This window comes from Streptomyces sp. ACA25 (assembly GCF_028200735.1).
Taxonomy (GTDB): Bacteria; Actinomycetota; Actinomycetes; order Streptomycetales; family Streptomycetaceae; genus Streptomyces.
The window spans coordinates 24,403-49,402 of the sequence record NZ_JAQKPV010000009.1 but is presented as its reverse complement, the minus strand read 5'-3'; the positions used below and the strand labels follow the sequence as shown (position 1 = coordinate 49,402).

Below are 25,000 nucleotides of genomic sequence, written 5' to 3'. Positions count from 1 at the left end.
TCCCGCAGCAGCAGTCTCAGGAGATTCCGCTACCGTGGCCACCACGAACGACCTCAAGAACGGCATGGTACTCAAGCTCGACGGAGGCCAGCTGTGGTCCGTTGTCGAGTTCCAGCATGTCAAGCCAGGCAAGGGCGGAGCTTTCGTCCGTACCAAGCTCAAGAACGTGCTCTCCGGCAAAGTTGTCGACAAGACCTTCAACGCCGGCACCAAGGTCGAGACAGCCACTGTTGACCGGCGGGGCATGCAGTTCTCCTACAAGGACGGTGCCGACTTCGTCTTCATGGACACGGAGACCTTCGACCAGCTCCCGCTCTCCCCGGAGACGGTCGGTCAGGCAGCCAACTACCTCCTGGAGGGACAGGACTGCACCGTCGCCATCCACGAGGAGAGCCCGCTGTTCATCGAGCTCCCGACGGCTGTCGAGCTCGTCATCGAGTACACCGAGCCCGGGGTCCAGGGGGATCGCTCCACCGGCGGCACCAAGCCCGCGACGCTGGAGACCGGCTACGAGATCGGCGTGCCGCTGTTCATCACCACCGGTGAGAAGATCAAGGTCGACACCCGCTCCGGCGAGTACCTCGGCCGGGTGAACAACTAACCGTGGCTGCCCGCACCAAGGCCCGGCAACGCGCACTGCAGATCCTCTTCGAGGCCGATCAGCGTGCCAGCCCGGCCACCGAAGTCCTCGCGGACTGGGTCCGGCTCGCCCGGACGGACGACCGCCAGCCGCCGGTGAGCGAGTTCACCATGCAGTTGGTCGAGGGGTACGTCGCGCACGCCGACCGGATCGACGAGCTTCTGAGTACCTACTCGGTCGACTGGCCGCTGGACCGGATGCCGGTTGTCGACCGCAACCTGCTGCGGCTGAGCGCCTACGAGCTGATCTGGGAGGACGGGACTCCCGACGAGGTGGCCCTGGACGAGGCGGTGCAGCTCGCCCGGGAATTCTCCACCGACGATTCCCCGGCCTTTGTCAACGGTCTGCTGGGGCGGCTGAAGGACCTCAAACCGACCCTGCGCACCTGAGCGCCGGCAGCCGCGCACTGCCCGCCGGGGGCGGGGACGAGCCGCAAGGTTCGCCCCGCCCCCGGCCGGTGTGCCGGGGGTGAACGTCAGCTGTCCTCGGCCTGCGCGGCGCGCCGGGCGTCCGCCCCGAGCACGCCCCAGCTGATGAGCTGCTCGGTCAGCACGGACGGCGACTGGTCGTAGATCACGGCAAGTGTGCGCAGGTCGTCCTGGCGGATCGAGAGGACCTTGCCGTTGTAGTCACCGCGCTGGCTCTGAATGGTGGCGGTGTAGCGCTGCAGAGGACCGGCCTTCTCCGCCGGCACGTGGGCCAGCCGCTCCAGGTCGAGCACGAGCTTCGGCGGCGGCTCGGCGGCGCCGCCGGGGGTGCTGCCAGGCAGGAGCTCCTGGACGGGCACCCCGTAGAAGTCCGCCAGCTCGGCGAGGCGCTGCACGGTCACGGCACGGTCACCGCGCTCGTAGGAGCCGACCACCACCGCTTTCCAACGGCCCTGGGACTTCTCCTCGACCCCGTGGAGCGACAGCCCCTGCTGGGTGCGGATGGCCCGGAGCTTGGCTCCGAGCTGTTTGGCGTATTCGCTGGACATGTGACTCCCCGGAAGGCTCTGGTGTAACTCACTGTGAGGTTACGCAGCGTGATAAGAGCCGTCAAGCCGGGGCGGAGGAGGAGCCGCTGACCTGGGAGGATGACAAGCACACGGAAGGTCCTGTTATTCTCGGTGCGGGCCTGACCAGGCTCTCCCGACGTCCTTTAAGACCCGTCCCGTGAGGCGGGGAAGGAGGTCCGTTTCGTATGGACAGCAATACCCCTGTGCCCGACCGCTCCGTTCTGGAGCAGCCGGACATCGCGCGGGTCCTCACCCGCATCGCCCACGAGATCGTCGAACGTGCCAAGGGCGCCGACGACGTGGTGCTTCTCGGCATCCCCACCCGAGGGGTCTTCCTCGCCCGCCGGCTGGCCGCTCGGCTCGGGGACATCACCGGCCGCCCGGTCCCCGTCGGCTCGCTCGACATCACCATGTACCGCGACGACCTGCGGCTCGGCCCGGCCCGTGCCCTGGCCCGGACCGACATCCCGGGTGACGGCGTCGACGGGCGACTGGTCGTGCTTGTCGACGATGTCCTCTTCTCCGGCCGCACCGTCCGCGCCGCCCTCGATGCGCTGGGTGACATCGGCCGCCCCCGCGCCGTGCAGCTCGCGGTGCTCGTCGACCGCGGCCACCGGCAACTGCCGATCCGTGCTGACTACGTCGGCAAGAACCTTCCCACTTCGCTCCGGGAAACGGTCAGGGTCCAGCTCACCGAGGAGGACGGCCATGACGGTGTGTTCCTCGGTCAGCGGGCGGACACCCCGGCCGCCGAGCGGTAACGCCGCCACCCGCCCCGCCGGGCCCGCTACGCGCCTGCCCGCAGTCAGCACCCTCCATCACCCCACGGAGCCAGCACGGATGAAGCGCCACCTCATCGCGGCAGCCGATCTCACCCGGGACGACGCCGTCCTGATCCTCGACACTGCCGAGGAGCTGTCCCGGATCGCAGACCGGCCGATCAAGAAACTGCCGACCCTGCGGGGGCGGACCGTCGTCAACCTGTTCTTCGAGGACTCCACCCGGACCCGGATCTCGTTCGAAGCGGCGGCTAAGCGGCTGTCCGCCGACGTGATCAACTTCTCGGCCAAAGGGTCCTCGGTCTCCAAGGGCGAATCCCTGAAGGACACCGCCCTCACGCTGGAAGCCATGGGCGCGGACGCGGTGGTCATCCGGCACCACGACTCCGGGGCGCCGCACCGGCTCGCCACCTCCGACTGGATCCAGGGCAGTGTGGTGAACGCCGGTGACGGCACGCACGAGCATCCGACCCAGGCGCTCCTGGACGCCTTCACCCTGCGTCGCCGCCTCACCGGGCCCGGCACGGGCCGGGACCTCTCCGGGCGCCGGGTCACCATCGTCGGCGACATCCTGCACAGCAGGGTGGCGCGGTCCAACGTCCGGTTGCTGCACACCCTCGGCGCCGAGGTGACCGTCGTCGCTCCGCCCACCCTGGTGCCGGTGGGGGTGCGGCCCTGGCCCTGCGAGGTCAGCTACGACCTCGACTCCGTCCTGGCGACCTCCGATGCCGTCATGATGCTCAGAGTCCAGCGCGAGCGCATGAACGCGGCGTTCTTCCCGACCGAGCGGGAGTACGCCCGCCGCTACGGTCTGAACGGCGACCGGATGGCCCGGATGCCCGACCACGCGGTCGTCCTGCACCCCGGCCCGATGAATCGCGGGATGGAAATCACCGCCGAGGTCGCCGACTCCCCCCGCTGCACCGCGGTCGAACAGGTCGCCAACGGAGTCAGTATCCGGATGGCCGTGCTGTACCTGCTGCTCGGTGGAGCCGAACCCGCCGTTGCCACCCCCCGCACCGAGGAGAACGCGTAACCATGAGCGAAACCACCGGCAGGACCCTGCTCCGCGGCACGCGGGTGCTCGGCGGCGAACCGCAGGACGTCCTGATCGAGAACGGCACCGTCGCCGCTGCCGGCCCGGGGCTGAGCGCCCCCGGCGCCCACGTCGTCGAGGCGGAGGGCCTCATCCTGCTGCCGGGCCTCGTGGACCTGCACACCCACCTCCGCGAGCCCGGACGCGAGGACTCCGAGACCGTTCTCACCGGAACCCGCGCGGCGGCAGCCGGTGGCTTCACCGCCGTGCACGCCATGGCCAACACTTTTCCGGTGGCCGACACGGCCGGGGTGGTGGAACAGGTGTGGCGCCTCGGCCGGCAGTCCGGCTACTGCGATGTGCAGCCGGTCGGCGCCGTCACCGTCGGGCTGGAGGGCAAGCAGCTCGCGGAACTGGGTGCGATGCACGACTCCGCGGCCGGCGTCCGGGTCTTCTCCGACGACGGCAAGTGCGTCGACGACGCCGTGATCATGCGCCGTGCGCTGGAGTACGTGAAGGCGTTCGACGGGGTGATCGCGCAGCACGCCCAGGAACCACGCCTGACCGAGGGCGCCCAGATGAACGAGGGCGTCGTCTCCGCGGAACTCGGTCTCGGCGGCTGGCCGGCCGTCGCGGAGGAGTCGATCATCGCCCGTGACGTCCTGCTGGCGGCCCACGTCGGGTCACGGGTGCACATCTGCCACCTGTCCACCGCGGGATCGGTCGACATCGTGCGCTGGGCCAAGGCCAAGGGCTGGAACGTCACCGCCGAGGTCACCCCCCACCACCTGCTGCTCACCGACGAACTGGTGCGGTCCTACGACCCCGTCTACAAGGTGAACCCGCCGCTGCGCACCGAGGCCGACGTCCTGGCCCTGCGTGAAGCCCTCGCCGACGGCACCATCGACTGCGTGGCCACCGACCACGCCCCTCACCCGCACGAGGACAAGGACTGCGAGTGGGGCGCCGCTGCCATGGGGATGCTGGGTCTGGAGACGGCGCTGTCCGTCGTGCAGCACACCATGGTCGACACCGGGATGCTGGACTGGGCCGGTGTGGCCGACCGGATGTCGTTCCGCCCGGCGGCCATCGGCCGGCTGCCGGGGCACGGGCGCCCGGTAGCGGTGGGGGAGCCCGCCAACCTCACTCTCCTCGATCCGTCATACCGTGGAGCGGTGAACCCCGCGGGATTCGCCTCCCGCAGCCGCAACACCCCCTACCAGGGCCGTGAGCTGCCGGGACGCGTGACGCACACCTTCCTGCGGGGTCGGGCGACGGTCGCGGACGGGAAGCTGACATGAAGACGGTACTGACCGGCCTCCTGGCCGACGGGACGATCGAGCGGAAGTCGCAGGAGGTGACCGACTGGGGCGCCCGGATTGCCTGGACCCTCGCCACCCTGCTGTTCATCGCCCTGCTGTACTGGCTGATGCGCAAGGGATGGCAGCGCCGGGGTGCCCTGCAGAAGGGCCTGCCGGAACTCCCTGCTGCTCCTGCCGCTCCGGGCGAACCCCGGCTGCGCATGACCGGCCGTTACCACGGCTCCACCACCGCCGGAGCGTGGCTGGACCGGATCGTCGTCCACGGGCTCGGCACCCGCAGCAGGGCCGAGCTCAGCCTCACCGGGCAGGGCGTCCAGGTCCTGCGTCCGGGAGCGGCCGACTTCTTCATCCCGGCCGGCCGGCTGCGTGGTGCCCGGCTCGACAAGGGCATCGCGGGCAAGGTCGTCACCGAGGGCGGCCTGCTGGTGATCACCTGGCAGCACGGGGACCGGCTGCTCGACTCCGGTTTCCGGTCCGACCGCACGGCGGAGCACGCCGCGTGGGTGCGGGTGCTCAACGACACCGCCGGTGCCGGCACCGCGGACACCGACATCTCGAACGGCACCGACGCCGCTGCCGCCGCCACGCACCTTCAGGAAGGCGCACGATGACGACTGCCAACGGGGGAGCCGGCCAGGCTCCCGCCCTGCTCGTGCTGGAGGACGGCCGCACCTTCCGCGGCCGCGCCTACGGCGCCGTGGGGGAAACCTTCGGGGAAGCCGTGTTCTCCACCGGCATGACCGGCTACCAGGAGACCCTCACCGACCCCTCCTACCACCGGCAGGTCGTCGTCATGACCGCCCCCCACATCGGGAACACGGGCGTCAACGACGAGGACCCGGAATCCTCCCGCATCTGGGTCTCCGGGTACGTCGTCCGCGACCCCGCGCGGGTGCCCTCCAGCTGGCGCTCGGTCCGGACCCTCGATGAGGAGCTCACCACTCAGGGAGTCGTCGGCATCAGCGGTATCGACACCCGGGCGCTCACCCGTCACCTGCGGGAACGTGGAGCGATGCGGGTCGGGATCTTCTCGGGCCCCGCCCTCGACGAGGACTCCGGCAGCGACCGGGCGTCGCTGCTCGCCAGGGTCCGGGCCGCCCCGCAGATGAAGGGCGCGAGCCTGGCCGAGGAGGTGTCCACCGCGGAGACGTACATCGTTCCCGCGCGAGGGGAGAGGCGCTTCACCGTGGCCGCGGTCGACCTCGGTATCAAGGGCATGACCCCGCACCGGATGGCCGAGCGCGGCATAGAGGTCCATGTGCTGCCCGCCACCGCCTCACCGGACGACATCCGCGCCGTCGGTCCGGACGGGGTCTTCTTCTCCAACGGTCCGGGCGACCCCGCCACCGCCGACCATCCCGTCGCGCTGATGCGGAGCGTCCTGGAAAGCGGAACCCCGCTCTTCGGGATCTGTTTCGGCAACCAGATCCTCGGACGGGCGCTGGGCTTCGGCACGTTCAAGCTCACGTACGGCCACCGCGGTATCAACCTGCCGGTGCAGGACCGCACCACCGGTAAGGTCGAGATCACCGCCCACAATCACGGTTTCGCCGTCGACGCGCCTGTCGACCGCGACTCCGAGACCGAGTACGGCCGGGCCCGGGTGTCCCACGTCTGTCTCAACGACAACGTGGTCGAAGGGCTGGAGCTCCTCGACCGGCCGGCGTTCAGCGTGCAGTACCACCCCGAAGCGGCGGCAGGTCCGCACGATGCCGCCTACCTCTTCGACCGCTTCGTCACGCTCATGGAGGCCCAGCGTGCCTAAACGCACCGATATCCAGTCCGTCCTGGTCATCGGCTCGGGCCCGATCGTCATCGGTCAGGCCGCCGAGTTCGACTACTCCGGTACTCAGGCATGCCGGGTCCTGAAGGCCGAAGGGCTCCGCGTCATCCTGGTCAACTCCAACCCGGCGACGATCATGACTGATCCCGAGATCGCCGACGCCACCTATGTGGAGCCGATCACCCCGGAATTCGTCGAGAAGATCATCGCCAAGGAACGTCCGGACGCCCTGCTGCCCACCCTGGGCGGACAGACCGCGCTGAACGCCGCCATCGCCCTGCACGAGTCCGGCACGCTGGAGCGGTACCGGGTGGAGCTGATCGGTGCGCGGGTCGAGGCGATCCACAAGGCTGAGGACCGCGACCGGTTCAAGGACGTGGTGCGGGCAGTCAAGACCGCCATCGGTCACGGTGAGTCCGCCCGCTCCGTCATCTGCCACTCGATGGAGGAGATTCTCGCCGGAGTGGAGGAGCTCGGCGGCTACCCCGTCGTCGTACGGCCCTCCTTCACGATGGGCGGCGCCGGCTCGGGCTTCGCCCACGACGAGGAGGAGCTGCGCCGCATCGCCGGCCAGGGGCTGACGCTCTCCCCGACCACCGAGGTGCTCCTGGAGGAGTCGATCCTCGGCTGGAAGGAGTACGAGCTGGAGCTCATGCGCGACAAGCACGACAACGTGGTGGTCGTCTGCTCCATCGAGAACCTCGACCCGATGGGCGTGCACACCGGCGACTCCATCACGGTCGCCCCGGCCATGACGCTCACCGACCGGGAGTACCAGCGGCTGCGGGACATCAGCATCGCCGTCATCCGTGAGGTCGGGGTCGACACCGGTGGCTGCAACATCCAGTTCGCGGTCAACCCGGAGGACGGGCGGGTGATCGTCATCGAGATGAACCCGCGGGTCTCCCGCTCCTCGGCGCTCGCCTCCAAGGCCACCGGCTTCCCGATCGCCAAGATCGCAGCCAAGCTGGCCATCGGCTACACCCTCGATGAGATCCCCAACGACATCACCCAGCAGACGCCCGCCTCCTTCGAGCCGGTGCTGGACTACGTCGTGGTGAAGGTGCCCCGCTTCGCGTTCGAGAAGTTCCCGGCCGCGGACTCCACCCTGACCACCACCATGAAGTCGGTCGGCGAGGCGATGGCGTTCGGCCGCAACTTCGCCGAGGCGCTCAACAAGGCGCTGCGCTCCCTGGAGAAAAAGGGGTCCCAATTCCGCTTCACCGGTGACCCGGGGGACAAGGAAGCCCTGCTCAACCTGGCGAGGACGCCCACCGACGGCCGGCTCAACACCGTCATGGAAGCCATCCGGGCCGGTGCCACGGCGGAGGAGGTGGTGGCCGCCACCGGGATCGACCCCTGGTTCACCGACCAGCTCTTCCTCATCCACGAGATCGCCACTGAGATGGCAGCAGCCGAGAAGCTCACTCCCGGCCTGTTGGCGAATGCCAAGCGGCACGGCTTCTCCGACTCCCAGATCGGCGAGATCCGGGGCCTGCGCGAGGATGTGGTCCGCGAGGTCAGGCACGCGCTGGGGATCAGGCCGGTCTACAAGACCGTGGACACCTGCGCCGCCGAGTTCGCCGCCCGCACCCCGTACTGCTACTCCTCCTACGACGAGGAGTCCGAGGTCACCCCCCGGGAGAAGCCGGCAGTGATCATCCTCGGCTCCGGGCCGAACCGGATCGGCCAGGGCATCGAGTTCGACTACTCCTGTGTGCACGCCTCCTTCGCCCTGCACGACGCGGGCTACGAGACCATCATGGTCAACTGCAACCCGGAAACCGTCTCCACCGACTACGACACCTCCGACCGGCTCTACTTCGAGCCGCTCACCCTCGAGGACGTCCTGGAGATCGTCCACGCCGAGCAGCAGGCGGGTCCCGTCGCGGGGGTCATCGTCCAGCTCGGCGGGCAGACGCCGCTCGGGCTCGCCCAGGCGCTGAAGGACAACGGCGTACCCATCGCCGGGACCTCTCCGGAGGCCATCAACCTCGCCGAGGAGCGCGGACAGTTCGGCCGCGTCCTGAGCGAGGCCGGTCTGCCCGCACCCAAGCACGGCACCGCCTTCTCCTTCGAGGAGGCCAAGAAGATCGCGGCCGGCATCGGGTACCCGGTCATGGTCCGTCCCAGTTATGTCCTCGGTGGCCGGGGCATGCAGATCGTCTACGACGAGCCCTCCCTCGCCGAGTACCTCGAGCGCCATGCCGGCCTGGTCTCCGATCACCCGGTTCTCATCGACCGCTTCCTCGACGACGCCATCGAGATCGACGTCGACGCGCTCTACGACGGCCGGGAGCTCTACCTCGGCGGGGTGATGGAGCACATCGAGGAAGCCGGTATCCATTCCGGCGACTCCGCCTGTGCGCTGCCCCCGATCACCCTGGGCGGCTTCGACATCAAGCGCCTGCGGACCTCCACCGAGGCCATTGCCGCCGGGGTCGGCGTCCGGGGTCTGATCAACATCCAGTTCGCCCTGGCCGGGGACATCCTGTACGTCCTGGAGGCCAACCCCCGGGCCTCCCGGACGGTCCCCTTCACCTCCAAGGCCACGGCGGTTCCGCTCGCCAAGGCCGCCGCCCGGATCTCCCTGGGCGCCACGGTGGCGGAACTGCGGGCCGAAGGGCTCCTGCCGAAGTCGGGTGACGGCGGGACCCTGCCGCTCGACGCACCGATTTCCGTCAAGGAGGCCGTCATGCCGTGGAACCGCTTCCGCGACGTGCACGGCCGGGGCGTGGACACCGTGCTCGGGCCCGAGATGCGCTCCACCGGCGAGGTCATGGGCATCGACTCCGTCTTCGGCACCGCCTACGCGAAGTCACAGACCGCGGCCTACGGAGCGCTGCCCACCAAGGGCCGTGCCTTCGTCTCGGTCGCCAACCGGGACAAACGGGCGATGATCTTCCCCGCCCGCGCCCTGATCGAACACGGTTTCGAGTTGCTGGCGACCTCCGGCACCGCGGAGGTTCTCCGGCGCAACGGCATCCAGGCGGCGGTGGTCCGCAAGCAGAGCGAGGGCGAGGGGCCGGGCGGGGAGAAGACCATCGTCCAGCTGATCCACGACGGACAGGTCGACCTGATCGTCAACACGCCCTACGGTACCGGCGGCCGCCTCGACGGCTACGACATCCGCACCGCCGCCGTGGCCCGTTCGGTGCCCTGTCTGACGACGGTCCAGGCGCTTGCCGCCGCAGTCCAGGGCATCGACGCGCTCGCCCGCGGCGAGGTCGGTGTCCGTTCCCTGCAGGAGCACGCCGAACACCTGACGGCGGCCCGCACCCGGTAGGCAGTCCGGGGGCGGGGGCGCCGGCCGGCGCCCCCGCCCCCGCAGCAGCACACGAAGGGCCCCATGTACCCCCTCCTCTTCCGTACCGTCCTCCAGCGGATGGACCCCGAGCAGGCGCACCACGCGGCGTTCCGCGCCATCCGTGGTTCGGCCGCCGTTCCGGGCCTGCGCTCCGCGGTCCGCCGCGTGACCGCGCCGGAGTACCCGAGCCTGCGCACCCGGGCCTTCGGTCTCGACCTGCCCGGGCCCTTCGGCCTCGCCGCGGGTTTCGACAAGAACGCCGTCGGCATCGACGGTCTGGCGATGCTGGGCTTCGACTTCGTGGAGATCGGCACCGTCACCGCACGGCCACAGCCCGGAAACGATCGGCAGCGGCTGTTCCGGCTCCCTCAGGACCGGGCCCTCATCAACCGGATGGGCTTCAACAACGACGGCTCCGCCGCGGTGGCGGCACGTCTGGCGCGGCGCCGGGCCGGTGTCCGCAGCCCTTTCCGGCCCGGCACCGTGGTGGGCGTCAACATCGGCAAGACCAAGGCCGTGCCCGAGGCCGAGGCGGTCGCCGACTACGTCACCAGCACCGAACGACTGGCGGCGCACGCCGACTACCTGGTCGTCAACGTCTCCTCGCCCAACACGCCGGGACTGCGGGATCTCCAGGAGGCCGACCGGCTGCGGCCGCTGCTCGGAGCCGTCCGCGAGGCCGCCGACCGGACCACGGGCCGGCGCGTGCCGCTGCTGGTCAAGATCGCTCCCGACCTCGCCGACGAGGACGTCGACTCCCTCGCCGATCTCGCACTCGACCTCCGTCTGGAAGGCATCATCGCGACCAACACCACCATCTCCCGGGAGCGGCTGCGCACCCCGGCAGGAGCGGTCGCGGCCTGCGGTCCGGGCGGACTGTCCGGTGCCCCGCTGAAGGAGCGGTCCCTGCAGGTCCTGCGCAGACTCCACACGCGGGCGGGGGACCGTCTCACCCTGATCGGCGTGGGCGGTATCGAGACCGCCGAGGACGCCTGGCGCCGGATCCTCGCCGGTGCCTCCCTGGTGCAGGGCTACACCGCCCTGGTGTACGAAGGGCCCGGCTGGCCCCGGGCCCTGCACCGCGGGCTGGCCGAGCGGCTGGCGGCCAGTCCGTACGCGACCCTCTCCGACGCCGTCGGCGCCGATACCCGGACGGACACGTGAACGCCGCTGCGGAGCCCTTCGGCTCCCGGCTGCGACGGGCGATGGACACCCGGGGCCCGCTGTGCGTCGGCATCGACCCGCACGCCTCCCTGCTGACCGGCTGGGGGCTCCGGGACGATCTGGACGGCCTGGAGCGGTTCAGTCGCACGGTCGTGGAGGCGCTGGGCGACCGGGTCGCCGTGCTCAAGCCGCAGAGCGCGTTCTTCGAGCGCTTCGGGTCCCGGGGAACCGCGGTCCTGGAACGGACGGTCGCCGATGCCCGGGCGGCCGGTGCCCTCGTGCTGATGGACGCCAAGCGCGGGGACATCGGTACGACCATGGCGGCCTACGCGGCCACCTACCTCGATCCCGGCTCCCCGCTCTTCAGCGATGCGGTGACACTGAGTCCCTTCCTGGGCTTCGGTTCCCTCCGGCCGGCGCTGGAGGCGGCACGGGCGAGCGGTTCCGGCGTCTTCGTGCTGGCCATGACCTCCAATCCGGAGGGCGCCGAGGTGCAGCTCGCGGTCCGCGCCGATGGGCGCACCGTGGCCGGCACGGTGCTCGGCCATCTCCGGGCCGAGAACGCCGCAGCCGCCCCCATGGGGTCCTGCGGTGCGGTCGTGGGCGCGACTCTGGGAGAGACCGGCGAGGATCTGCGGATCAACGGTCCGCTGCTCGCTCCCGGCATCGGGGCTCAGGGAGCCACGGTCACCGATCTTCCGCGTCTCTTCGGCGGTGCGTTGCACCAGGTGGTGCCCAGCGTGAGCCGCGGGGTGCTCCGTCACGGCCCCTCGGCGACCGCGCTGCGGGACGCCGCGGACCGGGAGCGGGAGCTGCTCGCGGAGGCCCTGAACTGAGCCGCCGCCGCGACGGCGCCCCCGCCGCGGACGCCGAAGGCCCGAAATCGGCGCCAATATGCCCGATAAGCCCTGATCGAGCCACGCTGACCAGGACTTCTCGTCCATTCTCGCTGACTGGAGCGGCAACGGGCGCTAGTCTCCGTGTGGAGGCGTCCGCCGAGGACGTTGCTCGTTGCCCCGCACTGGAGCGGGGCGGCGAGGTTCCACCCCGGTCCATATCCGTCAGTCCTATACCTGAGGTGAACGGCGTGGCTCTTCCGCCCCTTACCCCTGAACAGCGCGCTGCCGCGCTCGAGAAGGCCGCTGCGGCCCGCCGGGAGCGCGCCGAGGTCAAGAACCGGCTCAAGCACTCCGGCGCATCGCTCCATGAGGTCATCAAGCAGGGCCAGGAGAACGATGTCATCGGAAAGATGAAGGTGAGTGCCCTACTGGAATCCATGCCGGGCGTCGGCAAGGTCCGGGCCAAGCAGCTCATGGAGCGGCTCGGGATCTCCGAGAGCCGCCGTGTCCGCGGGCTCGGCACGAATCAGATCGCCGCTCTGGAGCGCGAGTTCGGCGGCGGTCCGTCCTGAGATTTCGCCCCTCCGCGGGGAACCGGGATAATCGCCCGCATGAGCGCTGCATCCCGGGGCAAGCCCCACTCGACCTCGGACGGTCGTCCGCGTCTGACCGTGCTCTCCGGCCCCTCCGGGGTGGGCAAGAGCACGGTCGTCGCGCATCTGCGCAAGGCCCACCCCGAGGTGTGGCTCTCCGTCTCCGCGACCACCCGAAAACCGCGTCCCGGTGAACGGCACGGCGTGCAGTACTACTTCGTCCAGGATGAGGAGTTCGACAAGCATGTCGCCAATGGAGAACTGCTGGAGTGGGCGGAGTTCGCCGGCAACCGGTACGGCACACCCCGGCGGGCCGTGCTGGAGCGGCTGGAGGCCGGTGAGCCCGTTCTTCTGGAGATCGACCTCCAGGGAGCGCGGCTGGTCCGGCAGTCCATGCCCGATGCCCAGCTCGTCTTCCTCGCCCCGCCCGGCTGGGATGAGCTGGTACGGCGGCTCACCGGCCGCGGGACCGAGAAGCCCGAGGTCATCGAACGCCGGCTGAAGGCGGCCCGGACCGAGCTGGCCGCCGAATCGGAGTTCGACACCACCCTGGTCAACACGTCCGTCGAGAAGGTCTCCGCGGAGCTGCTAGCCTTGATGGGGATCTCCTGATCCTTCTTGAATTCTCTTCACCCTCCTCCGGAAGGCAGAGCGTGTCCTCTCCCATCACCACGCCCGAGGGCATCATCAACCCGCCGATTGATGAGCTGCTCGAGGCCACCGACTCGAAGTACAGCCTGGTGATCTACGCGGCCAAGCGGGCCCGTCAGATCAACGCGTACTACTCGCAGCTCGGCGAGGGTCTGCTCGAGTACGTCGGTCCGCTGGTGGACACCCACGTTCATGAGAAGCCGCTGTCGATCTCGCTCCGCGAGATCAACGCCGGTCTCCTCACCTCCGAGGCCGTCGACGGCCCCACGGAGAAGTAACCCACCGCGTCGCACCCGGGCCCGGCAGCATGGCTGCCGGGCCCGTGGTGCGTCCACCGCCGGGTGATGCAGGATGGGGGCGACATCACGTCTGTGCGGGGAGAGAGACCAGCGATGAACAAGCCCAGGGTCGTCCTCGGGGTCTGCGGCGGTATCGCCGCCTACAAGGCGTGCGAGCTCCTGCGCCGCTTCACCGAGTCCGGCCATGACGTGCAGGTGGTGCCCACCGCATCCGCGCTGCGCTTCGTGGGCGAGCCGACCTGGGCGGCCCTCTCCGGCCACCGGGTGTCCAGCGAGGTGTGGGAGTCCGTCCACGAGGTGCCGCATGTCCGGATCGGGCAGGCGGCCGACCTCGTGGTGGTCGCGCCCGCCACCGCCGACCTGCTCGCCAGGGCTGCTCACGGGCTGGCCGACGACCTGTTGACCAACACGCTGCTGACGGCGCGCTGTCCCGTCATCTTCGCCCCCGCCATGCACACCGAGATGTGGGAGCACCCGGCCACCCGGGAGAATGTGGCCACCCTGCGCCGCCGAGGGGCGTTCGTCATCGAACCCGCGGTGGGAAGGCTCACCGGGGCGGACACCGGCCGGGGCCGCCTGCCCGAGCCCGGGGCGGTCTTCGACGCCTGCCGACGGGTGCTCGCCCGCGGGCCACGCGCCCTGGAGCCGGACCTGGCCGGCCGGCACGTCGTGATCAGCGCCGGAGGCACCCGGGAGCCGCTCGATCCCGTGCGCTACCTCGGCAACCGCTCCTCCGGAAAGCAGGGTTACGCGCTGGCACGCACCGCACTGGCGCGTGGGGCCGGGGTGACCCTGGTCGCGGCGAACACCGAACTCCCGGACCCTGCGGGAGCGGAGGTGGTCCGGGTGGGCACCGCGGAGGAGCTCCGGGAGGCGGTGGTCAAGGCCGCGGCCGGGGCCGATGCAGTGGTGATGGCCGCCGCGGTGGCCGACTTCCGGCCCGCCGGCCGCGCCCAGGGCAAGATCAAGAAACGGGAGGGGGTGGACCCGGAGGCGGTGGCGCTCGTCCGCAACCCCGATATCCTCGCCGAGCTCTCCGTCCGGCGGGCCACCCCCGGACAGGTGGTGGCGGGCTTCGCAGCCGAGACCGACGACGTCTTGGCCAACGGCCGTGCCAAGCTGGTCCGGAAGGGCTGCGATCTGCTGGTCGTGAACGAGGTCGGTGACGGACTCGCCTTCGGAACGGACGGGAACGAAGCCGTCATCCTCGAGGCCGGCGGGGCGGAGACCCGGGTCCCCTACGGGCCGAAGGAGGAGCTGGCCGACCGGGTGTGGGACACCATTGTCCGGACTCTGGAAAGCCGTGGAGATCAGCAGCCTGCCGGGGGCTGACCCTCCGCACCCGGAGACCGATACACTGACGCGTGACCGCCCGGCCGATCCGCCGGGACGGCCGTCAGATTCTCAGTCAGCAGCCGCTGCAACCCCAGGGAGCGATGTGTCCCGCCGCCTCTTCACCTCCGAATCCGTCACCGAGGGTCACCCTGACAAGATCGCTGATCAGATCAGTGACACCATCCTCGACGCCCTGCTCAGGGAGGACCCCTCCTCCCGGGTGGCGGTGGAAACCCTGATCACCACGGGCCTGGTGCACGTGGCCGGTGAGGTCACCACCAAGGCGTACGCCCCCATCGCGACGCTGGTGCGGAACAAGGTCCTGGAGATCGGTTACGACTCCTCCAAGAAGGGCTTCGACGGCGCTTCCTGCGGGGTGCAGGTGTCGATCGGCGCGCAGTCCCCGGACATCGCGCAGGGTGTGGACAGCGCGTACGAGCTGCGCGTGGAGGGTGACGAGGACGAACTGGACCGCCAGGGCGCCGGTGACCAGGGGCTGATGTTCGGGTTCGCCTGCGACGAGACGCCCGAGCTGATGCCCTTGCCGATCACGCTGGCGCACCGGCTGTCCCAGCGGCTGTCGGAGGTACGGAAGAACGGCACGGTCCCGTACCTGCGTCCCGACGGAAAGACCCAGGTCACCATCGAGTACGACGGCGACAAGGCGGTACGGCTGGACACGGTGGTGGTCTCCAGCCAGCACGCTTCGGACATCGATCTCGACTCGCTGCTGGCCCCGGACATCCGGGAGTTCGTGGTGGAGCCGGAACTGGCGGCCCTGGTCGCGGACGGGATCAAGCTCGACACCGGTGACTACCGGCTGCTGGTGAACCCGACCGGGCGGTTCGAGATCGGCGGTCCGATGGGTGACGCGGGGCTGACCGGCCGGAAGATCATCATCGACACCTACGGAGGGATGGCCCGGCACGGTGGTGGCGCCTTCTCCGGCAAGGACCCCTCCAAGGTCGACCGGTCCGCTGCCTACGCGATGCGCTGGGTGGCCAAGAACGTCGTGGCGGCAGGGCTGGCCTCACGCTGCGAGGTGCAGGTCGCCTACGCCATCGGCAAGGCCGAACCCGTCGGACTCTTCGTGGAGACCTTCGGTACCGCCGTGATCGAGACCGCCACCATCGAGAAGGCCATCACCGAGGTCTTCGACCTGCGCCCGGCCGCCATCATCCGGGACCTGGACCTGCTGCGGCCCATCTACGCACAGACCGCCGCCTACGGTCACTTCGGGCGCACCCTGCCCGACTTCACCTGGGAGCGCACCGACCGCGTCGACGCCCTCCGGGCAGCCGCAGGCCTGTAGGGCGCCGAAGGGGCGGTGCCGGGGCCCGGCACCGCCCCGCCCGTCTGGTGTACTGGGCCGGTGAGCAGTGAGCAGGACAGCCACCGGCCGAACCCCCCGGCGGCAGACCGCCCGGGGGCGGAGCAGCTCGCACTCATCCGGCAGGAGAGTCCGGCCGGCCCGCCCCGCGCACGGCCCCGCACCTGGCGTGGCGCCGCGCTGGCCGAGCGGCTCCCGGTCGCCCGCGTCCTGGTGGACAAGGGCCTGGTGCACCTCGACCGGTGCTTCGACTACGCGGTGCCCGCCGCGCTGGACGCCGAGGCCCAGCCGGGTGTCCGGGTCCGGGTCCGCTTCGGAGCGGGGGAGCGGAACGGCCGCCGCGAAGGCGGACGGCTCATCAACGGCTTCGTCCTCGAACGCGCCGCGGCGAGCGACTTCCCCGGAGTGCTCGCCCCGATCGCGCAGGTGCTGTCCACCGAACCCGTCCTCACTCCCGGACTGACCCGGCTGTGCCGCGCGGTGGCCGATCGCTACGCCGGCGCCCTGGCCGATGTCGTACAGCTGGCCGTGCCGCCCAGGATGGCCCGCGCCGAGCAAAAACCCTCGCCCGCGCCCCAGGCTCCGCCCCCCGCCCCGGAACCCGGCAGCTGGCAGCGGTACCCGCAGGGCCCCGGGTATCTGCGTGCCCTCGCCCGCGGTGACTCCCCGCGGGCCGTGTGGACAGCTCTCCCCGGCCCCGGCTGGCCCGAGGAGCTGGCCCGCGCCCTGGCCACCTCCCTGGCCACCGGCCGGGGAGCCCTGGCCGTGCTGCCCGACGGCCGGGCAGCGGCCCGCGTCGATGCCGCCCTCACCGCCCTGATCGGAGCCGGCCACCATGTGCTGCTCACCGCCGACTCCGGCCCGGAGGCGCGCTACCGCCGCTGGCTCGCCGTCAGCCGTGGCTCGGTGCGTGCCGTCGTCGGTACCCGGGCCGCGATGTTCGCTCCGGTCCGGAGCCTGGGACTGGTCGCGCTCTGGGACGACGGCGACTCCGCGCACAGCGACGACCACGCCCCTCAACCGCACGCGCGCGAGGTGCTCGTCCTGCGCGCCGCTCAGGAGGGTGCGGCCCTGCTGCTCGGAGGCCACGCCTGCACGGCGGAGGGGGCTCAGCTCGTTGAGACGCGCTGGGCGGCTCCGCTGAGCGCGGAGCGCGTCACGGTGCGCACCGCCGCCCCCAGGGTCCGGACGGTGGATGCCTTCGACGAGGCCCGGGACGCGGCGGCGCGCAGCGCCCGCCTGCCCACCCTGGCCTGGCAGACCCTGCGCGAGGCGCTCCGGCTCGGCCCGGTGCTCGTCCAGGTGCCGCGCCGGGGGTATGTTCCCCGGCTGGCCTGCGAACGCTGCCGGGAGCCCGCCCGCTGTCCGCACTGCCGAGGGCCTCTCGAGGCGACCGGCAGCGGCACCGCGCTGCGGTGCGGCTGGTGTGCCCGCGAGACCGGCGACTGGCACTGCCAGGAGTGCGGCAGCGGCCGGCTGCGGGCCCAGGTGGTCGGGGCCAAGCGCACCGCGGAGGAGCTCGGACGGGCCTTCCCCGCCGTCCCGGTGCGCACCTCGGGCCGCGATCACATCCTGACGTCGGTACCCGACCGGCCTGCGCTCATCGTGAGCACTCCGGGCGCCGAACCCGTGGCGGAGGGCCCCGGGTACGCGGCCGCCCTGCTGCTGGACGGCTGGGCACTGCTCGGCCGGGCAGACCTGCGGGCCGGGGAGGAGGCGCTGCGACGCTGGCTGAACGCAGCCGCCCTGGTGCGGCCGGCCGGGGAGGGAGGCACGGTGGTCGCCCTCGCCGACCCGGCGCTGCGGCCGGTCCAGGCTCTGGTGCGCTGGGACCCCGCCGGGCATGCCGGGCGGGAGCTTGCCGAGCGGGCCGTCCTGGGCTTTCCTCCGGTCTCCCGGATGGCGGCCGTCAGCGGCTCGCCGGAGGCCGTCACCGCACTCCTGCAGACCGCGGAGCTGCCGCCGGACGCCGAAGTCCTGGGGCCGGTGCCGCTGCCGCTCGGCCCGCCCGGCAGCCCGCGCCGGCCGGGCGGCCCGCCCCCCGGGGAACAGTGGGCACGAGCCCTGGTCCGGGTGCCGCCGGGCAGCGGCGGGGCACTCGCCGCCGCCCTGCGGACCGCCCGGGCTGCCCGGCTGACCCGTCGTGACCCGGCCGTCGCCCGGGTCCGTGTCGACCCGCCCGACATCGGCTGACGGTTCCCGGGCCGACCCGTCTCCCGGTCAGCCGCCGTGCGGGGAAGGAAACGGGCCAGGACGGCCGGGAGCGGAGCGCGCCCCGGGCACCAGCGGCGCCGTCGGCGCTGCAACAGACCCCTGCTGCCGGTCCGCAGGAAGCGACGACCGTCCCGACGTCCGGCGCGAGCCGTAGCGGCGGTGCACCGCCTGCTTGGTGACACCCAGCGCCGAGCCGACGGCGTCCCACGAGAAGCCCAGCGAGCGGTCGAACTCCACGGCCGCCGTCACCAGGGTCTCCACGCTGTCCCGGAGCTCCTGGGCCAGCCGCACGGTCGGCGCCGGCGCTCGCCCGTAGACGACGAACCCGGCGGAGGGGCCGGTCTGTCGTGGGCGGTACACATTGCCCAGCTGGGCGGTCAGCGTCCGCAGCGCGTCCGCCTGCCGGCGGACCCGCTCGATGTCCCGCACCAGCAGATGCAGGCTGGCCCGTGCCTGAGCGTCAGGGGTGGCGTGGTCGGCCATCAGAACTAGCCTCTCGAACCGGCGTGAAGGTGCGGACCGCAAGCGGTCCCTGGCGGTCAATCCGACAGGTCCAACGCGTCACCCAAGCAGGGGTCACGCTTCCGGGGCGTGACAACTCACCGGCGGAGCGCCCCGGGGCCCCGCACTCCCGAAGAACCGGGCCGGCTGCGGACGTAGACTGTGGCGCCACCGCTCACCGGGGCCGCAGCCGCACCGGGTCCCGGCCGCCGACCGATTCCGCACGTCCCACACAAGAGGTGACCCCCACACGATGAGGCTTGTCTTCGCAGGCACCCCCGAGGTGGCCATCCCGGCTCTGGACGCCCTGCTGACCTCGGGCCGCCACGAGGTCGCGGCAGTCGTCACCCGCCCGGACGCCCCGTCCGGCCGCGGGCGGCGCCTGGTGTCCTGCCCGGTCGCCCAGCGCGCCGAGGAGGCCGGACTCGAGGTGCTCAAGCCCGCCCGGCCGGGGGACGGGGACTTCCTCGACCGGCTCCGCCAGATCGCCCCGGACTGCTGCCCCGTGGTCGCCTACGGGGCGCTGCTGCCGAGGGCGGCGCTGGACATCCCGCCGCTCGGCTGGATCAACCTGCACTTTTCGCTGCTGCCCGCCTGGCGCGGGGCCGCACCGGTCCAGCACGCCGTGCTGGCCGGCGACGACCTCACCGGGGCCACCACCTTCCGCATCGAGGAAGGGCTCGACAGCGGCCCGGTCTACGGCGTCCTCACCGAGGAGATCCGGCCCCGGGACACCAGCGGCGACCTGCTCACCCGGCTCGCCTTCGCGGGCGCAGGGCTGCTCACCGCCACCATGGACGGCATCGAGGACGGCAGCCTGACGCCGGTCCCGCAGCCCGCCGAGGGCGTCTCCAGAGCCCCCAAGATCGGCGTCGAGGACGCACGGGTGGACTGGACAGCGCCGGCCCAGCATGTCGACCGGGTGGTACGCGGCTGCTCTCCCGCGCCCGGTGCCTGGACCCTGTACGGGGGGGAACGGCTCAAACTCCGGCAGGTGGCCCCGGCACCGGAGCGCACCGACCTGATGCCCGGAGAGCTCAGCCCCGGCAAGCACAGTCTGCATGTGGGGACCGGATCGCACGCCGTCGAGCTGCAATGGGTGCAGCCCCAGGGCCGCAAGCCGATGTCCGCCGCGGACTGGGCCCGCGGTGCCCGCGTCACCCCCGGAAGCCGCCTCGGCACCTGAACCCGCCTGCGCCGCATCCGCGCAGGCCCGCCCTCACCTTCATCGGAGCACCACCTCTCGTGAGCAACCGGCCGCGCCGTCCCGCCCAGCCCTATCGCCGTCCCCGCAAGGATCCCGTACGAGTCCTCGCGTACGAGGCCCTGCGTGCCGTCGACGACCGCGACGCCTACGCCAACCTGGTGCTCCCGCCCCTGCTCCGCAAGGCCCGCGCGGCAGGTGGTTTCGACGACCGCGACGCCGCCCTGGCGACCGAGCTCGTCTACGGGACGCTGCGCCGGCAGGGCACCTACGACGCGGTCATCGCCAGGTGTGTCGACCGGCCGCTGCGTGAGGTGGACCCGCCCGTGCTGGACGTGCTCTCGCTCGGCGCGCACCAGTTGCTCGGCACGCGCATCCCGGCGCACGCGGCGGTCAGCGCCAGTGTCGAACTGGCCCGCGCCGTTCTCGGCGACGGCCGGGCGAAGTTCGTCAACGCGGTGCTGCGCAAGGTCGCCGCCCATGACCTGGACGGCTGGCTGGAGCGGGTCGCCCCACCCTACGAGGACGACGCCGAGGCCCACCTGGGCATCGTGCACGCCCATCCCCGCTGGGTGGTCTCCGCACTCTGGGACGCCCTGGGCGGCGGCCGGTCGGAGATGGAGGACCTGCTCGAGGCCGACAACGAGCGCCCCGAGGTCACCCTGGCCGCGCGTCCGGGGCGGGCCACCGCAGCCGAGCTCCTGACCGCGGACGCGGAGCCCGGCCGCTGGTCCCCCTATGCGGTGCGGCTGGCGGAGGGCGGTGACCCCGGAGCCCTGGAAGCGGTGCGGGACGGGCGGGCGGGAGTCCAGGACGAGGGCAGCCAGCTGGTCGCCCTCGCCCTCGCCGACGTCCCCCTGACCGGACGCGACACCCGCTGGCTCGACGGCTGTGCCGGACCCGGTGGCAAGGCCGCGCTGCTCGGCGGGCTGGCCGCTGCCCGCGGGGCCGTGCTGGTCGCCGCCGAGAAACAGCCGCACCGTGCCCGGCTGGTCGCCCGTGCGCTGGAGGGCAATCCGGGGCCGTACCAGGTGGTCACGGCCGATGGCACCCGCCCGGCCTGGCGTCCGGGGACCTTCGACCGCGTTCTCGTGGATGTGCCGTGCACCGGGCTCGGGGCGCTGCGCCGCCGTCCGGAGGCCCGCTGGCGGCGCCGGCCCGAGGACCTGGCACGCTTCGCGCCCCTGCAGCGCGGCCTGCTCCGCGAGGCACTCGCCGCGGTGCGGCCCGGCGGAGTGGTCGGGTACGCCACCTGCTCCCCGCACCTGGCCGAGACCCGTGCCGTCGTGGACGACATCCGCCGGGAGGTGCCCACCGAGTGGGTTGATGCCCGGCCGCTGCTGCCCGGTGTCCCCGGACTCGGCGACGGCCCGGACATCCAGCTGTGGCCGCACCGGCACGGCACCGACGCGATGTACCTCGCGCTGTTGCGGCGGACCGGCTGAGGGCGCGTGACCCGGGCGTCCCGGCCGTGTGGATGATACTGAATACTGAGACCATGGCACAGATCAATCCCAGCATGCTGTCCGCCGACTTCGCCCGGCTCGCCGAGGAGGCCGAGGCCGTGAAGGGCGCCGACTGGCTGCACGTCGACGTCATGGACAACCACTTCGTGCCCAACCTGACCCTCGGTGTCCCGGTGGTGGAAGCGCTGGCGAAGGCCACGGACACCCCTCTGGACTGCCACCTGATGATCGAGGATCCGGACCGCTGGGCGCCCGCCTACGTCGAGGCGGGCGCCGGCTCCGTGACCTTCCACGCCGAGGCCGCCGCGGCGCCCGTGCGGCTGGCCCGCGAGATCCGGGCCAAGGGCGCCCGCGCCTCCCTCGCGCTCAAGCCGGCCACTCCCGTCGAGCCCTATGAGGACCTGCTACCCGAGCTGGACATGCTGCTGGTCATGACCGTGGAGCCCGGCTTCGGCGGGCAGGCGTTCCTGGACCTCACCCTCCCCAAGATCCGCCGGGCGAGGCAGCTCATCGACCGCCACGGTCTGGATCTGTGGCTGCAGGTCGACGGTGGGGTGTCCGCCGAGACCATCGAGCGCTGCGCCGAGGCCGGGGCCGATGTCTTCGTCGCCGGCTCGGCCGTGTACGGGACCGATGACCCGGCAGCGGCCGTGCGGGCCCTGCGTCACCAGGCCGACGAGGCGGCGGCGCGTCGGGCCACCCGGTGACCCGTTTCCAGCCCGCCGCCGCGGAGCCGGTCGGCGGCTCCCCGGACCGGCTTCCCCCGCGCGCCGAATCTGCGAGGATGAGCACGCGGAGAACGACCGGGACACAAGCGGGAGAACAGTGAGGTGAGCGTGGTGTCGACCGGAAGGTCAGCCACTCGAATGGGCCCGGCGGAGCTGATGCAGGCCGCGGCCATGGCCCGCCGCTTCTACCTGGAGGGGAAGTCGAAGATCCAGATCGCGGACGAGTTCGGGGTCAGCCGGTTCAAGGTGGCCAGGGTGCTCGAGTCCGCCGTCGAGCACGATCTGGTGCGGATCGAGATCAGGGTGCCCGCCGAACTGGACGCCGACCGCTCCGACGCCCTTCGGGCCCGCTACGGGCTGCGCCACGTGGTGGTGGCCGAGGCTCCGGCCGATTCCTCCGACCTCACTTCCGATCCGGAGAACCTTGGTGAGATCGCCGCGGACCTGCTGGGCGAGCTGGTTTCCGAGGGCGATGTACTGGGGCTGGCCTGGGGCCGTTCCACCATCCACATGGCAGCGGCTCTGCGGGAGCTCCCGCCGTGCACCGTCGTCCAGCTCACCGGTGTGTACGACGCCGGCACCGCGGAGCGCGGCTCAGTGGAGGCGGTCCGCCGGGCAGCGGCCGTCGCAGGTGGAGAGGCTCACCCGATCTACGCGCCGATGCTGCTGCCCGATCCCCAGACAGCGGCGGCGCTGCGCGGTCAGACGGGCATCGCCGGGGCCTTCAAGTACTTCGACAAGGTGACCATCGCCGCGGTGTCCATCGGCTCCTGGGAGCCCGGCATCTCCACCGTGCACGACATGCTGACTCCTCAGGAGCGGGCGCACTACGCATCCCTCGGGGTGTCGGCCGAAATGTCGGCCCACCTCTTCGACGCCGACGGCCGCCGGATCGGCCGGGACCTGGGGGAGCGCTGCATCACGGTCGAGGCAGAGCGGCTGCGCCGGATCCCCGAGGTCGTCGCCATCGCAGGCGGCCGGCGCAAGGCCGATGCCATCGCCGCGGTGCTGCGTTCGGGCCTGGTGACGAGTTTGGTGACGGACACCGCGGCAGCCGACCAACTGCTGGCCGCGGCACCGGGACACCGTCCCGCGCTGGAGCGGGTGGACCCCGACCGCACCCCGGCCTGAGGGCGCTCGCGCGGGTGTCGGGCCGCCGGCCGCGCCCGCCCCTGCGACAGAACAGCCGTTCGCCCTCGGAGCCCCGATCGGCGATAATGCGGGAGGAGCCGCAGCCCGTGCGCGTGGGTACCGCGCCGTACCTGCGCAACGGCCCGTGCTGACTCCCCACCCGCCAGACCCAAACAACCGCAGGTGAGTGAGCCGGCATGAAATTTCTTCACGACGCCAAGCCCCCGTACGACCTGACGTACGACGACGTCTTCATGGTGCCCCGCCGGTCCGCGGTCGGCTCCCGGCAGAGTGTGGACCTGACCACCCCTGACGGGACGGGGACCACTATTCCCCTCGTGGTCGCGAACATGACGGCCGTGGCGGGGCGCCGGATGGCCGAGACCGTCGCCCGCCGGGGCGGCCTCGCCGTCATTCCCCAGGACATCCCGCTGGACGTGGTGGCCGAGGTCATCGGCTGGGTGAAGCGGCGGCATCCCGTGCTCGACACTCCGATCGTCCTGGCACCCTCGCAGACCGTGGCGGACGCGCTGTCCCTGCTCCCCAAGCGCGCGCACGGGGCCGGGGTGGTGGTCTCCGGCGGCCGCCCGGTGGGTGTCGTGACCGAGTCCGACCTGACGGGCGTGGACCGTTTCACGCAGCTCAGCGAGGTCATGAGCAGGGACCTGCTGCTGATCGACGCAGGAGTTGATCCCCGGGAGGCCTTCAACCGCCTGGACTCCGCCCACCGGAGGACCGCTCCGGCGGTCGACGCCGAGGGCCGCCTGGTCGGCATTCTCAACCGGAAGAACGCCCTGCGCGCCACGCTCTACACTCCCGCGACCGACGGTGCGGGCCGGCTGCGGGTCGCCGCGGCCGTCGGTGTCAACGGTGATGTCGCCGGCCGGGCGGCCGGCCTGCTGGAGGCCGGGGCCGACGTGCTCGTCGTGGATACCGCGCACGGCCACCAGGAGTCCATGCTCTCGGCACTGCGGGAGGTGCGCCGCCTCGACCCGCAGGTACCGGTGGCCGCGGGAAACGTCGTCGCCGCCGAAGGGGTCAGGGACCTCATCGGGGCCGGTGCCGACATCGTCAAGGTGGGCGTCGGCCCGGGCGCCATGTGCACGACCCGCATGATGACCGGCGTCGGCCGCCCGCAGTTCTCCGCCGTACTCGAGTGCGCCGCCGAGGCGAAGCGGTACGGCAAACACGTCTGGGCGGATGGTGGGGTCCGGCATCCGCGTGACGTCGCCATGGCACTGGCCGCCGGGGCGTCCAATGTGATGATCGGCTCCTGGTTCGCGGGGACCCACGAGTCGCCCGGGGACCTGCAGCAGGCCGCGGACGGACGGCTGTACAAGGAGAGCTTCGGCATGGCGTCGGCCCGGGCGGTCCGCAACCGCACCAGCGAGGAGTCGGCCTACGACCGGGCCCGCAAGGGACTCTTCGAGGAGGGCATCTCCACCTCCAGGATGTTCCTCGACCCGGCCCGCCCGGGCGTGGAGGACCTGATCGACACCATCATCGCCGGCGTCCGTTCGGCCTGCACCTACGCCGGTGCGGCCGGCCTCGAGGAGTTCACCGAGCGGGCCGTCATCGGGGTGCAGAGCGCCTCCGGCTACGCGGAGGGCAAGCCGCTGCACGCCAGCTGGTAGGAAGGGGAACCGGCCCGCGTCCCGCCGGCCCCCACGTGTTCTACTGC

Annotated in this window: 23 protein-coding genes; 21 read left to right on the top strand and 2 right to left on the bottom strand. The window is 71.7% G+C overall.

What is annotated here, in order from left to right; all coding sequences use genetic code 11:
• Window positions 1-34: 34 nt before the first annotated feature.
• Both efp and nusB read left to right on the top strand, forming a co-directional pair.
• Window positions 35-601 carry an elongation factor P gene (gene efp, locus PJ985_RS15195; RefSeq protein WP_271684297.1) on the top strand — a complete coding sequence of 189 codons (567 nt, stop codon included), beginning with the start codon at window positions 35-37 and terminating at the stop codon, window positions 599-601.
• 2 nt (window positions 602-603) lie between these two features.
• Window positions 604-1,029, top strand: a complete 426-nt coding sequence (nusB, locus tag PJ985_RS15190; protein ID WP_271684296.1) for a transcription antitermination factor NusB — start codon at window positions 604-606, stop codon at window positions 1,027-1,029.
• Window positions 1,030-1,115: 86 nt separating this feature from the next.
• Here the strand turns inward: nusB and bldD are convergent, their stop codons facing one another.
• Window positions 1,116-1,616 carry a transcriptional regulator BldD gene (gene bldD, locus PJ985_RS15185; RefSeq protein WP_271684295.1) on the bottom strand — a complete coding sequence of 167 codons (501 nt, stop codon included), beginning with the start codon at window positions 1,614-1,616 and terminating at the stop codon, window positions 1,116-1,118.
• 206 nt (window positions 1,617-1,822) lie between these two features.
• On the opposite strand from bldD, the gene pyrR reads away from it, so the two are divergent.
• From pyrR to PJ985_RS15115, 14 genes are all read left to right on the top strand, one after another.
• Entirely contained in the window at window positions 1,823-2,398 is a 576-nt protein-coding gene (gene pyrR / locus PJ985_RS15180; RefSeq protein WP_271684294.1) for a bifunctional pyr operon transcriptional regulator/uracil phosphoribosyltransferase PyrR, read from the top strand.
• A gap of 79 nt (window positions 2,399-2,477) precedes the next feature.
• The gene (locus PJ985_RS15175) at window positions 2,478-3,452 is read left to right on the top strand and encodes an aspartate carbamoyltransferase catalytic subunit (protein ID WP_271684293.1); all 975 of its coding nucleotides are present in this window, start codon (window positions 2,478-2,480) and stop codon (window positions 3,450-3,452) included.
• 2 nt (window positions 3,453-3,454) lie between these two features.
• On the top strand, window positions 3,455-4,753 hold the full coding sequence (locus PJ985_RS15170; protein WP_271684292.1) for a dihydroorotase: 1,299 nt from the start codon (window positions 3,455-3,457) through the stop codon (window positions 4,751-4,753).
• Window positions 4,750-5,385, top strand: coding sequence for a PH-like domain-containing protein (locus PJ985_RS15165; RefSeq protein ID WP_271684291.1), 636 nt, complete (start codon window positions 4,750-4,752; stop codon window positions 5,383-5,385). The genes PJ985_RS15170 and PJ985_RS15165 overlap by 4 nt, the downstream gene beginning before the upstream one ends.
• Window positions 5,382-6,539, top strand: coding sequence for a glutamine-hydrolyzing carbamoyl-phosphate synthase small subunit (gene carA / locus PJ985_RS15160; RefSeq protein ID WP_271684290.1), 1,158 nt, complete (start codon window positions 5,382-5,384; stop codon window positions 6,537-6,539). Before PJ985_RS15165 ends, carA begins: the two co-directional genes overlap by 4 nt.
• Window positions 6,532-9,843 (top strand): carbamoyl-phosphate synthase large subunit, encoded by a 3,312-nt coding sequence (gene carB, locus PJ985_RS15155; protein WP_271684289.1) that lies wholly within the window; start codon window positions 6,532-6,534, stop codon window positions 9,841-9,843. Before carA ends, carB begins: the two co-directional genes overlap by 8 nt.
• Window positions 9,844-9,906: 63 nt before the next feature.
• The gene (locus tag PJ985_RS15150) at window positions 9,907-11,028 is read left to right on the top strand and encodes a quinone-dependent dihydroorotate dehydrogenase (RefSeq protein WP_271684288.1); all 1,122 of its coding nucleotides are present in this window, start codon (window positions 9,907-9,909) and stop codon (window positions 11,026-11,028) included.
• A complete protein-coding gene (gene pyrF, locus PJ985_RS15145; RefSeq protein WP_271684287.1) occupies window positions 11,025-11,864 on the top strand; it encodes an orotidine-5'-phosphate decarboxylase in 840 nt (279 codons plus the stop codon). The genes PJ985_RS15150 and pyrF overlap by 4 nt, the downstream gene beginning before the upstream one ends.
• Window positions 11,865-12,115: 251 nt before the next feature.
• Window positions 12,116-12,439 (top strand): integration host factor, encoded by a 324-nt coding sequence (locus PJ985_RS15140; RefSeq protein WP_271684286.1) that lies wholly within the window; start codon window positions 12,116-12,118, stop codon window positions 12,437-12,439.
• A gap of 39 nt (window positions 12,440-12,478) precedes the next feature.
• Window positions 12,479-13,072, top strand: coding sequence for a guanylate kinase (gmk, locus tag PJ985_RS15135; protein ID WP_271684285.1), 594 nt, complete (start codon window positions 12,479-12,481; stop codon window positions 13,070-13,072).
• Between the two features lie 41 nt (window positions 13,073-13,113).
• Window positions 13,114-13,389 carry a DNA-directed RNA polymerase subunit omega gene (rpoZ, locus tag PJ985_RS15130; protein ID WP_271684284.1) on the top strand — a complete coding sequence of 92 codons (276 nt, stop codon included), beginning with the start codon at window positions 13,114-13,116 and terminating at the stop codon, window positions 13,387-13,389.
• 114 nt (window positions 13,390-13,503) lie between these two features.
• Window positions 13,504-14,742 carry a bifunctional phosphopantothenoylcysteine decarboxylase/phosphopantothenate--cysteine ligase CoaBC gene (coaBC, locus tag PJ985_RS15125; RefSeq protein ID WP_271684283.1) on the top strand — a complete coding sequence of 413 codons (1,239 nt, stop codon included), beginning with the start codon at window positions 13,504-13,506 and terminating at the stop codon, window positions 14,740-14,742.
• A 106-nt stretch (window positions 14,743-14,848) separates the two neighbouring features.
• A complete protein-coding gene (gene metK / locus PJ985_RS15120; RefSeq protein WP_271684282.1) occupies window positions 14,849-16,057 on the top strand; it encodes a methionine adenosyltransferase in 1,209 nt (402 codons plus the stop codon).
• Between the two features lie 60 nt (window positions 16,058-16,117).
• Window positions 16,118-18,268, top strand: coding sequence for a primosomal protein N' (locus tag PJ985_RS15115; RefSeq protein ID WP_271684281.1), 2,151 nt, complete (start codon window positions 16,118-16,120; stop codon window positions 18,266-18,268).
• A gap of 27 nt (window positions 18,269-18,295) precedes the next feature.
• On the opposite strand, the gene PJ985_RS15110 is transcribed toward PJ985_RS15115, so the two are convergent.
• A complete protein-coding gene (locus PJ985_RS15110) occupies window positions 18,296-18,772 on the bottom strand; it encodes a hypothetical protein (protein ID WP_271684280.1) in 477 nt (158 codons plus the stop codon).
• A gap of 271 nt (window positions 18,773-19,043) precedes the next feature.
• Here PJ985_RS15110 and fmt point away from each other — a divergent pair, with 271 nt between their 5' ends.
• The 5 genes from fmt to PJ985_RS15085 all read left to right on the top strand — a co-directional run bounded on the left by fmt (window position 19,044) and on the right by PJ985_RS15085 (window position 24,953).
• Window positions 19,044-19,976, top strand: coding sequence for a methionyl-tRNA formyltransferase (gene fmt / locus PJ985_RS15105; RefSeq protein ID WP_271684279.1), 933 nt, complete (start codon window positions 19,044-19,046; stop codon window positions 19,974-19,976).
• A gap of 59 nt (window positions 19,977-20,035) precedes the next feature.
• On the top strand, window positions 20,036-21,439 hold the full coding sequence (locus tag PJ985_RS15100) for an RsmB/NOP family class I SAM-dependent RNA methyltransferase (RefSeq protein ID WP_271684278.1): 1,404 nt from the start codon (window positions 20,036-20,038) through the stop codon (window positions 21,437-21,439).
• A gap of 53 nt (window positions 21,440-21,492) precedes the next feature.
• Window positions 21,493-22,167 (top strand): ribulose-phosphate 3-epimerase, encoded by a 675-nt coding sequence (gene rpe, locus PJ985_RS15095; RefSeq protein ID WP_271684277.1) that lies wholly within the window; start codon window positions 21,493-21,495, stop codon window positions 22,165-22,167.
• Window positions 22,168-22,326: 159 nt separating this feature from the next.
• On the top strand, window positions 22,327-23,319 hold the full coding sequence (locus PJ985_RS15090; RefSeq protein ID WP_271684276.1) for a sugar-binding transcriptional regulator: 993 nt from the start codon (window positions 22,327-22,329) through the stop codon (window positions 23,317-23,319).
• A gap of 197 nt (window positions 23,320-23,516) precedes the next feature.
• Window positions 23,517-24,953, top strand: a complete 1,437-nt coding sequence (locus PJ985_RS15085) for a GuaB1 family IMP dehydrogenase-related protein (protein ID WP_271684275.1) — start codon at window positions 23,517-23,519, stop codon at window positions 24,951-24,953.
• Window positions 24,954-25,000: the final 47 nt, after the last annotated feature.

Coding starts and splice junctions, on each gene's coding strand:
- bldD (WP_271684295.1), bottom strand. CDS start 1,616: ATGTCCAGCGAATACGCCAAACAGCTCGGAGCCAAGCTCCGGGCCATC.
- pyrR (WP_271684294.1), top strand. CDS start 1,823: ATGGACAGCAATACCCCTGTGCCCGACCGCTCCGTTCTGGAGCAGCCG.
- PJ985_RS15175 (WP_271684293.1), top strand. CDS start 2,478: ATGAAGCGCCACCTCATCGCGGCAGCCGATCTCACCCGGGACGACGCC.
- PJ985_RS15170 (WP_271684292.1), top strand. CDS start 3,455: ATGAGCGAAACCACCGGCAGGACCCTGCTCCGCGGCACGCGGGTGCTC.
- PJ985_RS15165 (WP_271684291.1), top strand. CDS start 4,750: ATGAAGACGGTACTGACCGGCCTCCTGGCCGACGGGACGATCGAGCGG.
- carA (WP_271684290.1), top strand. CDS start 5,382: ATGACGACTGCCAACGGGGGAGCCGGCCAGGCTCCCGCCCTGCTCGTG.
- PJ985_RS15150 (WP_271684288.1), top strand. CDS start 9,907: ATGTACCCCCTCCTCTTCCGTACCGTCCTCCAGCGGATGGACCCCGAG.
- gmk (WP_271684285.1), top strand. CDS start 12,479: ATGAGCGCTGCATCCCGGGGCAAGCCCCACTCGACCTCGGACGGTCGT.
- coaBC (WP_271684283.1), top strand. CDS start 13,504: ATGAACAAGCCCAGGGTCGTCCTCGGGGTCTGCGGCGGTATCGCCGCC.
- PJ985_RS15110 (WP_271684280.1), bottom strand. CDS start 18,772: ATGGCCGACCACGCCACCCCTGACGCTCAGGCACGGGCCAGCCTGCAT.
- fmt (WP_271684279.1), top strand. CDS start 19,044: ATGAGGCTTGTCTTCGCAGGCACCCCCGAGGTGGCCATCCCGGCTCTG.
- rpe (WP_271684277.1), top strand. CDS start 21,493: ATGGCACAGATCAATCCCAGCATGCTGTCCGCCGACTTCGCCCGGCTC.
- PJ985_RS15090 (WP_271684276.1), top strand. CDS start 22,327: ATGGGCCCGGCGGAGCTGATGCAGGCCGCGGCCATGGCCCGCCGCTTC.
- PJ985_RS15085 (WP_271684275.1), top strand. CDS start 23,517: ATGAAATTTCTTCACGACGCCAAGCCCCCGTACGACCTGACGTACGAC.